Source organism: Lysobacter enzymogenes, assembly GCF_017355525.1.
In the GTDB taxonomy this organism is placed as follows: Bacteria; Pseudomonadota; Gammaproteobacteria; order Xanthomonadales; family Xanthomonadaceae; genus Lysobacter; species Lysobacter enzymogenes_C.
Genome location: NZ_CP067395.1, coordinates 577451 through 592944, shown reverse-complemented (window position 1 = coordinate 592944; position 15494 = coordinate 577451). Strand labels below are relative to the sequence as shown.

General features: G+C 72.2%; 1 protein-coding gene. It reads right to left on the bottom strand.

The features are described from left to right. Positions 1-83: 83 nt before the first annotated feature. Positions 84-15494 (bottom strand): SDR family NAD(P)-dependent oxidoreductase, encoded by a 15411-nt coding sequence (locus tag JHW38_RS02600; protein ID WP_207524479.1) that lies wholly within the window; start codon positions 15492-15494, stop codon positions 84-86.

Here is a 15494-nt window from a genome sequence, read left to right as displayed (position 1 = left end):
CCGGCTCGTTCGTTGCGGCGCCGTCGCTGGGCGGCGGCGCCGGGTGTTCGTTGGGAGGAGTCGCGTGCGCTATACCAGGTGCGTCACACCAGGCGCTTGAGCAGTTCCACGCCTTCGCGCGCGTCGATCGCCGCGGTGTCGATCATTCCGATGACCTGCTCGATCCGGTCGATGTCGGCGACCTCGCCGCCCGCCGCCGGTTCGGCCGCGCGCACCGGCGCCGCCGCTTCGACGCTGTCGATCCAGTACTCGTCGCGCGCGAACGGATACGTCGGCAGCGCCACGCGCCGCGGCCGCTGCGCGCCGTACAGGCGGTTCCAGTCCAGTTCCAGGCCCTTGACCCACAGCTCGAGCAGGCGGTCGTACTTGCCGCGCGCGATCCACTTGTCGATCGCCTCGCGCAGCTCGTCGTCCTGGGCGAACAAGCCCAGGCCGGGACTGTTGCGCTGCGCCTGGCCGCGGTGCGCGCCTTCGCCGCTTTCGCCGTACACGCAGGCGCTGAGCCGGGCCGCCAGTTGTTCGGCCGAATCCACGACCCAGCCCAGGCGTTCTTCCATCGCCTCGCGCCCGGTCTGCAGGCTGTAGGCGATCGCCGCCAGATCGGCGTGCGCGCCCTGGCCTTGCAGGAAGTCGAGCAGATCGCTGGCCTTCTGCTGCAACTGCTCGGGCGTGCGCGCCGACAGCGGCACCAGGTACGGCCCGCTGTGCGCGTACGCGGCGGCCGCGGGCGCGACGAACTCCTGCACGATCACGTGGGCGTTGGCGCCGCCGGCGCCGAACGAGGAAATGCCGGCGATGCGCGGCCGCTCGCGTCCGTCGACCCGCGGCCGCTGCCACGGCACCAGGGTCTGGTTCACTTCGAACGCGGTCTTGGCGAAGGCGATGTGCGGGTTGGTCGTGGCCGCATGCAGGGTCGGCGCGATCTGCCCGTGGCGCAGCTGCAACAGCACCTTGGTCAGGCCGGCGATGCCGGCCGCCGCTTCCAGGTGGCCGATGTTGGACTTGGCCGAACCCAGCCGGCAGTAGCCGGTGTCTTGGCTGTCCTGGGCGAAGGCCTGTTGCAGGCCGGCGACTTCGATCGGATCGCCGAGCTCGGTGCCGGTGCCGTGGGCTTCGATGTAGCTGACCTCGCGCGCGTCCAGGCCGGCCTTGTCGAGCGCGCGCCGCACCAGTTCCGCCTGCGCGGTCGGGTTCGGCACGGTGAAGCCGTTGGTCTTGCCGCCGTGATTGACGTGGGTCGCCAGGATCACGCCGTGCACGCAGTCGCCGTCGGCGATGGCGCGGTCCAGGCGCTTGAGCAGGACCACGCCGACGCCCTCGCCCGGCACGAAGCCGTTGCCGCCGGCGCCGAAGCTCTTGCAGCGCCCGTCCGGCGACAGCATGTGCTGCGAGGACATGTCGACGTAGCTGGTCGGATGCAGGTACAGGTTGACGCCGCCGGCGAAGGCCAGTTCGCAATCGCCGTTGTGGATGTGCTCGCAGGCCTCGTGGATCGCGGTCAGCGAGGACGAGCACATGGTATCGACCGGCAGGCTCGGCCCGTTGATGTCGAGGAAGTACGACAGCCGGTTGGCGACCGAACCGAACGAGGTGCGCGGCCAGAACTTGTCCTGCTGGCGGCCGTGCGTGGTTCGATACAGGTTGTAGCCGGCGCGGGTGATGCCGGCGAACACGCCGACCTTGCGGCCGTAGCGTTCGCGCAGCGCGGCGCGGGTGTAGCCGGCGTCTTCCAGCGCGCCCCAGGCCGCCTGCAGGAACATGCGCTCCTGCGGGTCCATGTTCAGCGCCTCGCGCGGCGGGATGCCGAAGAACAGGCTGTCGAACTGGGCGAACTGGTCGACGAAACCGCCCCACTTGCAATAGCTCTTGCTGGCCTCGACCGCGCGCTGCTCGTCGGCTTCGTAGAAACCGTCCAGCGACCAGCGCCGGGCCGGGATCTCGCCGACGCTGTCGCGCCCGGACTTGAGGTTCTGCCAGAACTCGTCGAGGTTGCCGGCCTGCGGATAGGTGCCGCTGAGGCCGATCACCGCGATCGGCTGCGGCCGCGCGTCGCGCGGCGCGGCGTGCGCGGGCGCGGGCGAACGCAGGCCGATTCGCTGGGGCGCGCGCCGCGCGGGGGCGGCGGACGCAACGGCGCGGGCCGCCGGCGCGGCGACGCGGAACATGCGCTGCAACGCCCCGCGTTGATGGTCGAGCAGATGCTGGACCAGCGCCTCGACGCTGCGGCACTGGAACAGCACGGTGCTGCCGATGTCGCCGAAACGCTGCTGCAGCTGCTGGTTGACCGTGCCGACGATGATCGAGTCGATGCCGTAACGCTCCAGCGGCTCGGCCGGATCGATCTGGGCGGCGTCGAGCTTGAGCGCGTCGGCGAACAGGCGCGTGCACAGGCGCAGGGTCTGCTCGCGCAGCGCGTCCTCTTCCTGCGCCTGCGGCTGGATCGCCGCGGCCGGCACCAACGATGCGGCGGGCGCCTGCGCCGGCTCGGCCGCGAGCTGCGCGCCGAACATCTGCCGCAGCCGCGCTTCCTGGGTCCGCAACAGATGCCCGGCCAAGGCGTCGACCGTGCGGTGCTCGTACAGCAAGGTCGCGCCGATGTCGTCGAAGTGCTGTTGCAGCTTCTGGTTGACGAGACCGATCACGATCGAGTCGATGCCGTAGCTTTCCAGCGGCTCGGCCGGATCGATCTGCGCGGGCTCGATCTTCAGCGCCGCGCCGATCAGCTGCCGGCACAGTTGCGCGGTCTTGCCGCGCAGGTCGGGCGCCGCGTCGGCCTGCGGCGCGGCAACGACCGCCAGCGGCGCCGCGGTCGACGCGACGCGCGGCATGCTGGCCGCCGCCGGCGCGGCCACCGGCGCCACCGGCGACCGCTGCCGCACCGCGCCGTCGCTGACCGCCAGCACGATCTGCTGGCCGGCGGCGTGCGCGTCCGCGCACGGGAACGCGACCGGGCCGAACCCTTCTTCCTCCAGCACCCGCTGCCACGCCGCCGGATACAGACCCGGCGAACCGGGAATGCGCACCGCCTCGTCTTCGTTCAACCACCAGCCGTCGAGCAGGCCGAAGGTCAGGTGGCCGCACAGCGAGTGTTCGCTGATCTCGTTCATCAGCAACGCGCCGCCCGCGCGCAGCACCGCCTTGGCGTTGCGCAGGGTGTTGCGGATGTTGCCGGTGGCGTGGATGACGTTCGCGGCGATCACGAAGTCGTAAGCGCCGGCGTCGATGCCCTGCCCGGCCAGCGGCAGCTCGGCGTTGAACAGCTGCGTGCGCAGGTACGGCGCATCCGGCGCATAGACCTCCTGCGCGTGCAGCAGGAACGCGCGCGAGATGTCGGTGTAGCAATACTCGGCGATGTGCTCGCGATGCTCGTTCAAGGCCTGCAGCAGGCCGACCGTGGTCGCGCCGGTGCCGGCGCCGATCTCGAGCAGGCGCAGGCGCGCGCCGGGCTCGGCGGCCAGTCGCGCGCGCACCGCGGCGACCAGGCTGTCGCGCAGGGCGCCGTTGTACGCCAGCGAGGTGACGTCGGTCTTGTAGACGTTCTCGACCAGGGTCAGCGACGACTCGGGGAACAGCACGTCGGTGGCCTTGCGCTGCCCGCTGAGGATCTGCGGCAGCGCGCCGATGCAGCGGTCGACCAGGCGGCACAGTTCGCTGCGGCCCGCATCGCGCAGCCACAACTCCATCGCCGCGTCCCACTCGCGACGCAGTTCCGCCGGGTCTTCACCGCCTTCGAGGCCGAACGAAGCCGCCAGCTTGCGGCTCTCGGCCAGCCAGCGCGCGTACGCCGGCGCCGGCGCGGCGGTGGTGTCGACGATCGCGCGCAGCCAGCGCCGCAGCAGCGGCTCCATCTGCGCGCCGGCCTTGCCCGCGGCGGTCGCCGCGGCGGCCGCGGCCGGAACCCGCAACGCGGCCAGCGCTTCGGCTTGCGCCGCGGCGGCCGGCGGGTACTGCGCCGTCCATTCCTGCGCGCCCGGCCGGGTCGACTTGGCGATCGACACCTGGCGCAGGTCGCTGGCCAGGAACGCGTCGAGCGCGCGCATGCCCTCCTCCGGCGCCAGCGGCCGGTGGCCGGTCTGCTGGAAGTACGTCTTCATCGCGTCGGTCAGGGCCTCGCCGGCGCCGACGCTCCAATAGCCCCAGTTGACGACCTTGACCGCGCACGGCCACTGCCGGTCCAGGCGCTGCGCGTAGGCGTCCTTGAACGTGCAGCCGGCCGAGTAGCCGGCCATGCCCGCGCCGCGCACGAACGCGGCGTTGGACGAGAAGAACGCGGCGAAATCCAGCGCCTCGCCGGCGAACACCTGGGCGATGCGCACGCTGGCGTCGATCTTGACCGACAGGATCGCGCGGAAGTCGGCTTCGCCGACGCTCTTGAGGCTCTGGTCGAAGGCGCCGACGGCGGAGTGGATCACGCCATGGATGGCCGGGTGATCGCGCTTGATCCGCTCATACGCCGCTTGCAGTTGCTCGCGCGAGGACGCGTCGGCCTGGATGTACTCGGGCGCCTTGCCGAGCGCGCGCATCGCTTCGAGCTTGGCGCGGATGCTCGCGTCGAGCGGACGGCGGCCGATCCAGATCACATTGGCCTGGCACTGCTCGATGACGTGGCGGGTCCACAGCTCGCCGATGCCGCCGGCGCCGCCGACGACCACGTACACGCCTTGCGAGCGGTACGGCGACACCGCCGCGGCGTCGAGTCCGCGCACCCCGATCAAGGATTGCGCGAACCATTCGCCGTCGCGCCAGGCCAGGCAGCTGCCGCTGCGGCGCGCGGGCAAGGCGCGCAATGCGGCGAGCGCTGCGGCCGACAGCGCCGGCAGATCGAGCAGACGCAGGGTCCAGTGCGGATACGCCTCGGCCATGCTGCCGCACAGCCCCTGCAGGCCGGCGTGGACCGGCTCGGCGAGATCGCCGCGGCGCGGCGCCAGCGCATTGAGGCTGACCACGTCCCAGTGCAGCGGGCGCTGCTCCAGGCCGGCGGCGGCGAGGCCGCGGGCGATGCGCAGCATGCGCATCAGGCCGCGCTCCTGGTCGGCGACGATGGATTCCTCGTTCAGTTGCGGCGCGGCCTGCGCGTTGACGACCCACAGCAGGCGGTCGAACGCAGCATCGCGGAACGACCCAGCGAAAGTCTCGGACGCTTCAGCGCCGGAGTCGACGAAGCTCAGCGCCGCATCCGCATAATGCCTGCGCAAGGCTTCGGCCTGCGCCGGCTCGGCGCCGACGACCAGCACGCGTTCGTTGGCGGCGACGCGCGCCGGCGCGCCGCGATCGTCCACGCGGTCCCAGACCGGCGTGGCGATGCTCAGCGCCGCGCGCTGCTCGGCCTGCGCCAGCTCCAGCCCGCGCAGGCGCGCATGGACGCGGCCTTCGGCGTCGAACAGGTCGATGTCGAGCCGCGGCGTTTCCGCGCCGGCTTCGGCGTAACGCACCCAGGCCGAGAGTTCGGATTCGCCGCCGCCGTTCGACGCGATCGAATCCAGCGCCAGCGGCTGCATCGGCGCGCCGTCGGCGAACAGCGCGGCGGCGTGCAGCGCGGCTTCGAGCAGGCTCGGGTGCACGCCGTAGCCGTCCTGCCGTTCGCGCGCGCAGGCCGGCACGGCCAGTTGCGCCAGCGCTTCGGCGTCGCCGCGTTCGAACCGGCGCAGACCGCGCAGGGCCGCGCCCGGCCGCCAGCCCGCGTCCGCCAGACGCGCGTAAGCCTGTTCTTCGTTCAACGCACGCGGATCGGCGCAACGCGCGCGCAACGCGGCGACGTCGATGCGGTCGTCATCCTCGGGCGCGACCAACCAGGCTTCGCCTTCGGCATGCGCGGACGCGGCCGGATCGGCGCCGCAGATGCGCCAGTCGATCCCGCCTCGCTCGTTCGCCGCCAGTTCGACCGCCAGCTCGCCCGCGGTCGCCGCTGCGCCCAGGCTCAGCCCGCGCAGTTCCACCGCCGGCGCCGCCGGCTGGTCGGCGCTGGCCGCCGCGACCGCGCCGCGCGCCATTTCCAGCAAGGCGCCCGTGGCCACGACCGGACGGCCGTCCGCATCCGGCTGGAAGAAGAACTCGTCGCCGCGGAAATCGGAGCGATAGCGCTGCCCGCTCAGCAACGAGACGTTGCGATGCAGCAGCGGATGCGGCGCGTCCTGCGGCGCCGTGTCCGCCGCCGCTTCGGCCTCGATCCAGTAACGCTGGCGCGCGAACGGATAGCCCGGCAACGCGATGCGCCGCGGCTTGTCGGCGCCGTACATCAGGTTCCAGTCCAGCTCCAGCCCCTTGCTCCACAGCTCCAGCAACTTGCCGAGGCGGCGCTGGCCGAGCCACTTCTCCACGATCAGCGCGCGCACTTCCGGGTCTTGGCCGATCAGGCGCATGCCTTCGCGATGGCGCTTGACCTGGCCGACGTAGACGCCGTCCTGGGCGCTGTCGCCGGCCAGGAAGGCTTCGAGCCTGGCCGCCAGTTCTTCGGTGGAAGCGACCAGCAATCCGAGCCGTTCGCCCATCGCCTCGCGCCCGCTTTGCAGCGTGTAGGCGAGTTCGGTGAGGTCGGTGCGCGGATGACGCCGCAGGAAATCCAGCAGCTGCTGCGCCTGTTCGCGCAGCCGTTCTTCGTTGCGCGCCGACAGCGGCACCGCGATGCGGCCGTCCGGCGCGCGCATCGCGACCGCCTCGGCGCGCGGCGGGGCGAGGTATTCGCCGAGCACCAGATGCGCGTTTGTGCCGCTGAAACCGAAGGAACTGATCGCGCCGCGGCGCTCGCCGCCGGCCGGCGCCGGCCACTCGCCGAGCCGGTCGTTGACGTAGAACGGGCTGCCGTCGAGCTGGATGTGCTCGTTGCGCTTGCGGAAGTGGATCGTCGGCGGCCGCTGCCGGTGCCGCAGCGCCAGCGCCAGCTTGATCACGCCGGCGGCGCCGGCGCCGGTCAGGCAATGGCCGATGTTGCTCTTGACCGAACCCAGCGCGCAGAAACTCTCGGCTTGGGTGAACGGCGCGAACGCGGCCTTGAGCCCGGCGATCTCGATCGGATCGCCGAGCTTGGTGCCGGTGCCGTGCGCTTCGACCAGGCCGATGCCGGCCGGGTCGATGCCGAAGCGGCGGTACACCGAGCGCAGCAGCTCGCTCTGCGCGTCTTCGTTCGGCGCGGTGATGCCGTTGGTCTTGCCGTCCTGGTTGACGCCCCAGCCCTGGATCACCGCATCGATGCGGTCGCCGTCGCGTTCGGCGTCGCGCAGGCGCTTGAGCATCAGCACGCCGACCGCTTCGCCGGGGACGAAGCCGTTGGCGTCTTGATCGAAGGTGTGGCAGCGCCCGTCGGCCGAGAGCATGCCGGCCTGCGCGGTCATCACGTGCATGGACGGTCCGGCCATCACGTACACGCCGCCGGCCAGGGCCAGATCGCTGTGGCCGGCGTTGAGGCTGTCGCAGGCGTTGGCGATGGCGACCAGCGACGACGAACAGGCGGTGTCGATCGACACGCACGGGCCGCGCAGGTTGAGGAAATAGGCGATGCGCGCGGCCAGGATCGAGGTCGCCGCGCCGGTGAAGCCCTGCGCGCTGAGCCGGCGCTCGCCGGCCGCCTGCAGGTAATCGCTGGGGCCGCAGCCGACGAACACGCCGCATTGCTTGCCCGACAGCGCCTGCGGGTCGTAGCCGGCGTTTTCCAGGCAATGCCAGCTGGTCTGCAGGAACACGCGCTGCTGCGGGTCCATGCACTCGGCTTCGGTCGGCGAGATGTTGAAGAACAGCGGATCGAAACGGTCCGCGTCTTCCATCGCGCCGAGCCAGCGGCAGTTGGTGCGGCCCGGCGCGGGTGCGCCGGCCTGATAGTAGTCGCGCAGACGCCAGCGCGACTCGGGCACCTCGTCGATGCAGTCGCGGCCTTCGACCAGGTTCTGCCAGAAGGTTTCCAGATCCGGCGCCTTGGGGAAACGGCCGGCCATGCCGATCACGGCGATGGGTTCGAACGCTTGCGCGGATGCCGGCGCCGGCGCAGCGGTCGCCGACGCGGATGCGGACGTCGAAGCGCGCATCGGGGCCGCTGCGCGATGGCGCCACGACACCAGCTTCGCGCGTTCGCGCACGGGCACGGGTGCGGCGTCCGACGCAGCCGCTTGCTGCGCAGCCGCGACTGCCGACAGCGCGGGCGCCGGCGCAGTCGGCGCCGCCAGACTGCCCGCGCGCACGGCTTCCTCGCGCACCAGCCGCGCCATCGCCGTCAGGGTCGGATGGCTGTAGACCTTGGTCGCCTCGACGTCGAGCCGGTAGCGCTCGTTGATCTTGCGCACCCAAGTGACGCCGGTGATCGAATCCAGGCCGAGGTCGATGAACTGGGTGGCGTCGTCGATCTCCTGCGCTTGCAGATGCAGTTCGCGCGCGAGCAGGTCGCGCAGGACCGCGGCGACTTCGGCCAGGCCAGCGCCGTCGTCGGACGCGGAAGAAGTCGCGGCCGCAACCGCTACGGGCGCGGCCGCGGCTACGGCCGGCGCAGCCGCGGCCGGCGCGGCTTGCGCGCCCTGCCCGGCCACTTCGGCGATGTGCCGCCCCAACCGGGTCAGCGTCGGTAGGCTGTAGACCTTGGTCGCTTCGATCTCGATGCCGTAGCGCGCGTTGATCCGGCGGATCCAGGTCACGCCGGTGATCGAATCCAGGCCCAGGTCGATGAACTGGGCGTCGTCGTCGATTTCCTCCGCTTGCAGGAACAGCTCCTGCGCGAGCATCTGGCGGATTTGCTCCAACACCAGCGCGTCGCCGGCCGGCGCCGCTGCGGCCGGTGCCGGCGCGGCTTCCTGCGGCGCGGCGAACTGGCTCTGGATGCGTTGCAAGGTCTCGGCATCGCCGACGAAGGTGCGTTCGTGCATCGCCACTTCGCGGCGGTACATCGCCTCGCGCGCGGCCTGCGGCGCCTGCGTCCACACCCGCTTGAGCGCCTGCAGGCGGCCGCGCGGCTGGCGCGCGATCGCGCTGGCCTGGGCCAGGGCCGCGGCGACGAGCTCGCGGCGCGGCAACACCGGCCAGGCCAGCGCGCGTTCGCGCAGCGCGCGGCCGGACAGTTCCTGCGCGGTCAGCAGCGATTCGCGCGCAAGGTCGTGGCCGAGCTGGCGCGGGAACATCAGGGTCGAGCCCGCGCCCGGGGTGAAGCCGTAGCCCATGTACGGGCTCAGATAGCGGCTTTCCTCGGCGAACAGCGCGAGGTCGGCGAACATGCCGAACGACCAGCCGCCGCCGACGGCGTGGCCCTGCAAGGCCGCGATCACCGGCAGCGGGCAGTCCATCGGCGACTGGAACACGGTTTCGTCGGTGAAGCGCGCCTGGCCTTGCTGGATCGCCAGCAAGGTGTCGCGGGTACCGCCGGTGGCGAAGTAGTTGTCGTAGCCGCTCAGCACCACCGCCTTGCAGGACGGCGTCGCGGCGACGTAGTCGAAGGCTTGCTTGAGGCCGTCGACCAGCGCCGGCGAGAACATGTTCTTGGCATCGCGGTCGTGCAGCTCGATCAGCACCACGCCGTCGGGGTGTGCGGTCGCGGTGACGACGGCGGAGCGCAGCGCGATCGGCGTCGGCGCAGCCGGCGCTGCGGACGAGGCTTCGGTCTGTTCGGTGGACCAGCGCGGCGCGGCCTCGAGCGCAGCGCGCACGCGCGCGCGGCGCGCCTGCGCCCAATCGCTCAGCTGCGCCTGCGGCCAGCGGCTCCATGCGCCGGCCAGCGCCTGCGCCGCGGCCAGGGTCTCGCCGTGCGCTGCGGCGATCAGCGTCGCGCAACGCGCTTGCAGCTCGGCGCCGCTGCGCGCCTGCGCGCTCAGGCACAGGTCGCGCGCGAGCGCCGGGCCGAAGCGCAGTTCGGCCAGGACTGCGGCCTGACGGTCCAGTTCGGGATCCAGGGTCAGCCCGGCTACGCCGTAAGCCGCGTCGTCGCGGTAGACGGCCGCGTCGCAGCACAGCCCCAGCAACGCGTCCACGCCGTCGGCCGGGCCTTCGAAGGCGGCGATCAGCGGCACGCAGCTGGCCGACAGCGCCTGCGCGAGCGACTGCGCGGTCCCGGTCGCGACCGCCGACCAAGAGGCGCGCGCCGCAATCGATACGACCAGGGCGCTGTGCCCGGCGCCCGCGCGTTCGATCGCGTCGGCCAGCGTCTGCGCCAAAACGTCCGCGCCGCCGGCCGCGTCCGGATCGAGTTCGACCAGACCGGCCTCGCGCGGGAGCTGGGCGGCCGGCGGCGCGACTTCGGCCAGCGCTTCCGCCAGGCCGATCGTCCGCTCGGCCAGATGCGCCTTGAGCAGACGCAGCGCCAACTGCGGCTTGCGCGCCAGTTCCATCGCCAGCGCTTCGGCGTCGCTCGCGACTTGCGCCGCGTCGACGATGCGGCACGACCAGCCGCGGCGGCGCAACTCGGCGCCGCTGAATTCGCGGCCGGCGTAGAGGAAATCGTCGGCCAACCGTTCGCCGAGGCGCTCGCGCACCAGCGCGTCTTCGTGCGCGTCCGGCAGCAGGCCGCGTTCGGCGTCGGTGAAACCGTAACGGCCTTGCCCGGCCAGCAGCATGAAATCGCAGACCGCGCCGAGCAGCCAGCCGGCGCCGGTCGCTTGCGTCGGCAACGCCGCGACGACCGGATACGGGAATGCCGCGAGCGCCGCGAACAGGTTCTGCGCGACGGCCGCATTGCAGGCGGCGCGGTCGCCGCGCCAAGCCTGCGCCGAGGCGCCGGACAACACCAGCGCCTTGAGCGACGGCTCCTGAGCGGCGCGGCGCAACGCATGCGCGAGCGCGCCGGCTTGCGCGGCCAGATCGCGACCGGACCATTCCAAGCGCAGCACGCCCTCGCCCAGATCGAACAGACGCACGTCGCCGGCGGCGACGGGCGCGCCGGCATCGGCGACCGCGGCATGGCTCAACACGACTTTGCCCTTGGCCGCCGCGGGCGCGCGCGGCACCTCGACGCTGGCGGCCAGAACGATGCCGGTGGGCTTGCCGCGCGCGGGCGGCATCGCCGGCGCGGCGGATGCTTCGCGCGAAGGCGCGAGGCCAAGATCGATTTCCCGCGGCGCGACCGTTGCCGGCGCGGGCGCAGGCGCGGGCACGGGCACGGGCACGATTGCGGCCGCTGGCAACGACGCGACCGGCGCCGCCGCAGCCGCCAGCGTCCGATAGCGCAGTCCATGCAACTGCGCGCAGACCGCGCCTTGCGTATCGCACACCTCGATATCGACGCTATCGGCCGCGGCCCGCCGGATCTGGATCCAGGCTTCGCCGCCGCAAGCGCGCAGCACGCGCGCCCGCGCCAGCGTTTCGAACTGCACGGCCCCGAACGCGTCGCGCAACCACGCCGACAGCGCCGCCAGCAACCCGGGCGGCAAAGCGACCGCAGCCGCCGGCGGCGCCGACGGCGACCAGCGCAGCAGCCATTCGCCCTGCCCGGCGAACGCTTCGGCGATGCCGGCCGGCAAGGCGCCGTCGATGCGCTGCAGGTTGCTGCGCAACTGCGCCGCATCCAGCGACGCGAGGGCATCGTCGCCGACCCAGGCCGCGTGCGCCTGCGCATGCACCGCACCGCCGGAATCGTCGTCGGCGCGGATTTCGATATCGACCGCGTCTTCCGCGACTGGATACACCGCCACCCGCAGGCCGCGTCCCTCGCCGACGGACATCGGCTCGTCCCACGCCAGCCCGCTGATCTCCCACACGCCCGCAGACGCCGCACGCGCGTTGGCCGCGGCGAAACGGACCATTTCCAGCGCCAGCAACGGCGGCAGCTCGGCCGGCGCGCCGCCCAGGAAGGCTTCGTCGCCGCCGAACGCGGAAGCGTAGCCGAGCCCGTCCAGACCCGAGGTGTTGGCGTGCACCAACGGATGCAGCGTCGCGGCCGCGGTCGCAGCCGCGGGCTGCGACGCCAGCGGGGCGACCCAGTAGCGTTCGCGCGCGAACGGATACGTCGGCAGGCTCATCAGCCGCGGCATCGCGGCGGCCGGGTACAGCTGCCGCCATTGCGGCGCGGCGCCCTTCACCCAGGCCTGCGCCAGTTCTTCCAGCCGCGCCTGGCTCAACCAGGCGTCGATCGTCCCGCAATCCACGTCCAACAGATCGCGATGCGGCTTGACCTGGCCGCGATGCGCGCCGGCGGGCAACGAGCCCCCGCTCAGCACCGCACGCAGCTGATCGCACAGCCGTTCCGGCGTCTCGGCGACGAACGCCACGCGTTCTTCCATCGACTCGCGGCCGACCTGCAGGGTGAACGCCAGATCGGCCGGCTCGAAGCGCTCGCCGCGTTCGATCCAGGCCAGCAGATCGGCCACGCGCTGGGCCAGTTGTTCGGCGGTGCGCGCCGACAGCGGCACCAGCATCGCGGCGGCCGCTCGCGGCGGCCGCGCCGGCGCGGCGTATTCCTCGATCACCACATGCGCGTTGGAACCGCCGGCGCCGAACGACGACACCCCGGCGATGCGCGGCAGCGTGCGGCCGTCGCGCGACGGCGCCTGCCACGGGCTCAGGCGCTGGTTGACCACGAACGGCGTGGCGGCGAAATCGATGTGCGGATTGAGCCGGGCCGAGTGCAGCGACGGCGCGATCGCGCCGTGCTTCATCTGCAACAGCACCTTGCTGACCCCGGCGATGCCGGCGGCAGATTCGCAATGGCCGATGTTGGACTTGGCCGAACCGATCCGGCAGTAGCCGGTGGCGCGCTGCGGCGCCGGCAATCCGTCGTGGAAGGCCTTGGTCAGCGCGGCGATCTCGATCGGGTCGCCGAGCTTGGTGCCGGTGCCGTGCGCCTCGATGTAGCTGACGTCGCGCGGGTCGATGCCGGCCTCGCTGAGCGCCTGCCGGATCGCGTCGGCCTGCGCCTGCGGATTCGGCACGGTGTAGCCGTTGGTCTTGCCGCCGTGGTTGAGCGCGCTGCCGCGGATCACCGCGTAGATGTGGTTGCCGTCGCGCTGCGCGTCGGCCAGGCGCTTGAGCACGGCCACGCCGACGCCCTCGCCCGGGATGTAGCCGTCGCCGCCTTCGCCGAAGCTCTGGCAATGGCCGTCGCCGGAAATGAACTGTCCGCCGCTGAGCATGGCGTACTTGTTCGGATGGATGCTGACGTTGACGCCGCCGGCCAGGGCCAGGCTGGTGCGGCCCGAACGCAGGTCCTGGCAGGCCAGATGCAGCGCGGTCAGCGACGAGGAACACATCGTGTCCAGGGTCAGGCTGGGCCCGTGCAGGTTCAGCACGTACGACACGCGGTTGGCGATGCTGGCCAGACTTCCCGACAGGTTGTACTCGCCGTACATCACCCCGGCGTAGACGCCGACCTGCCCGTCCGGGCGCCCGTCGTGCGGAATCTGCAGGCTGGCGCGGGTGTAGCCGGCGTCTTCGATCGCCATCCACGCGTGCTGCAGGAACAGCCGCTCCTGCGGATCGATGCTGCGCGCCTCGCGCGGGGAGATGTTGAAGAAGCGCGGATCGAACTCGTCCACGCCTTCGATGAAGCCGCCCCACTTGCTGTAGTGGGCGCCTTCGCGGGTGCGGTCGTCGCTGTAGTGCTCGCGCCAGTTCCAGCGCGAGGCCGGCACTTCGACGATGCAGTCGCGGCCTTCGCGCAGGTTGGTCCAGTACGCGTGCAGATCGCGCGCTTCGGGATAGCGGCCGCTGAGGCCGACGATGGCGATGGGTTCGTTGGCGGCCGCTGCCGGCGCGGATGCGGTCGCGGGCGCGGCGAAACGCTGACGGCGACGCGACGATGCGGGCTGCGGAACGGCTTGTATCGGCGCGGCGCTCGGGACCTGCGCTGCGGCGGCCACGGGCGCGGCCGCGGATTCGGCGAACAGTCCCGCCAGCGCCGCCGCATGCGAACGCAGGAAGTACTGCGCGAGTTCCTCGATGCTGAGGTATTCGAAGAACAGGGTCTTGGGCAGCGCGCCGAAGCTGGCTTCGAGCCGGTCGGTCAGGCTCATCGCCAGGATCGAGTCGATGCCGTACTTCTCCAGCGGCGCGCGCGCTTCGATGCGCTCGGCCGGCAGCTTCAGCACCGCGGCGAACTCGCCGCGCAGGAACTCGCGCACGCGCGCGGGCAAGTCCTCGACGGGCGCGGCGGCGGCCGCGGCCGGCGCGGCATTCGCGACCGGCGCCGGCGCGGCCGCCGTGTCGCCGTCGAGCGCGCGCCGGATCGCCGCTGCATCGCCGTGCAGCGCCAGCACGTGCGCGCTGTCGCCGGCCAGGGCGAGGTACAGCGCCTGCATGCCCGCGGCGGTGTGCATCGAGCGCAGGCCGGTGCGGCGTTCCAGCGCGGCCATGCTGCCGGCGTCGACGTGCATGCCGCCGTCGCGCCAGTGCGGCCAGGCGATCGCCAGGGTGCGCCCGCGCCGCTCGCCGGCGGCGACCTGCGCGTTGCGGTGCTCGGCGAAGCGTTCCATGAAACCGTTGGCGGCGGCGTAATCGGCCTGCCCCAGATTGCCCGCCCACGACGCGATGGACGAGAACAGCAGCAGGAAATCCAGGTCCAGCGCGCGGCTGGCGCGGTCGAGGTTGACGCTGCCGGCGACCTTGGCCGCCAGCACTTCGGCGAACGCCTGCGCTTCCTTCTTGATGATGAAGTCGTCGCGCAGCACGCCGGCGCTGTGGACGATGCCGTCGAGGCGCCCGTGTTCGGCGACGATGTCCGCGACCGCGCGTTCGACCTGTTCCGCGTCGGCGACGTCGAAGGCGCGATAGGCCAGCCGGCCGTCGTCGCCTGCGTGCAGCGCGCGCAGTTGTCCGCGCGCGGCCTCGTCGGCTTCGCGGCGGCCGGCGAGGACCACCTTGGCGCGCGTGGTGCGGCCGAGGATGTCCTGGGCGAACAAACGGCCCAGCCCGCCGAGCCCGCCGGTGATCAGATAGACGCCGTCTTCCTTGAACGGCTCGCGCGCGGCCTGCGCGGCCGGTTCCAGCACGCTCCAGCCGCGCAGCCAGCGGCCGCGCGCGTCATGGCGCACCAGCAGGTCGCGCGGGCGCTTGCGCTCGCCGCGCAGCAGCGGCGTCAGCGATTCGACGCAGGCATCGGCCGGCACGAACACGACCTGGCCGCTGACCTGCGGATTTTCCAACTGCGCGGTTTCGAACAGGCCGGCCAGCCCGGCCGCCCACTCGTCGCCGTCCTGGCCGGCGACCGCCAGTTGTATCCGCACCGGCGTCTGCGGTTTCGAACGCAGCGCTTCGCGCACCGCGGCGAACACCTCCAGCGCCAACTGCGCGTAGGCCTCGCCCGGCGCGGCCTGCGCCGGCCGCGCGAGCGCGCGCACCTCGGCCGGCGCCAGCGCCGGCGCCAAGGCCTGCGCGGTCGCCGCTTCGATGCCGTACAGCAACACCAGCCATTGCGTATCCGCCGCTGAAGCCGGCGCCGGCGTCAGCTCTGCGAGCCGCCACTGCGGCGCGGCCAGCAGCGTGGCGTCGTCGGGCTCCTGGCCGGCGCGCTGCAAGGCGCGGATCCGGCTCAGCGCTTCGGGTTGCGACAGCCGGCCGGCGGCCAGTTCGCGGTAAACGAATTCCAGTCCCTGCTTCAT

Coding starts and splice junctions, on each gene's coding strand:
- JHW38_RS02600 (WP_207524479.1), bottom strand. CDS start 15,494: ATGAAGCAGGGACTGGAATTCGTTTACCGCGAACTGGCCGCCGGCCGG.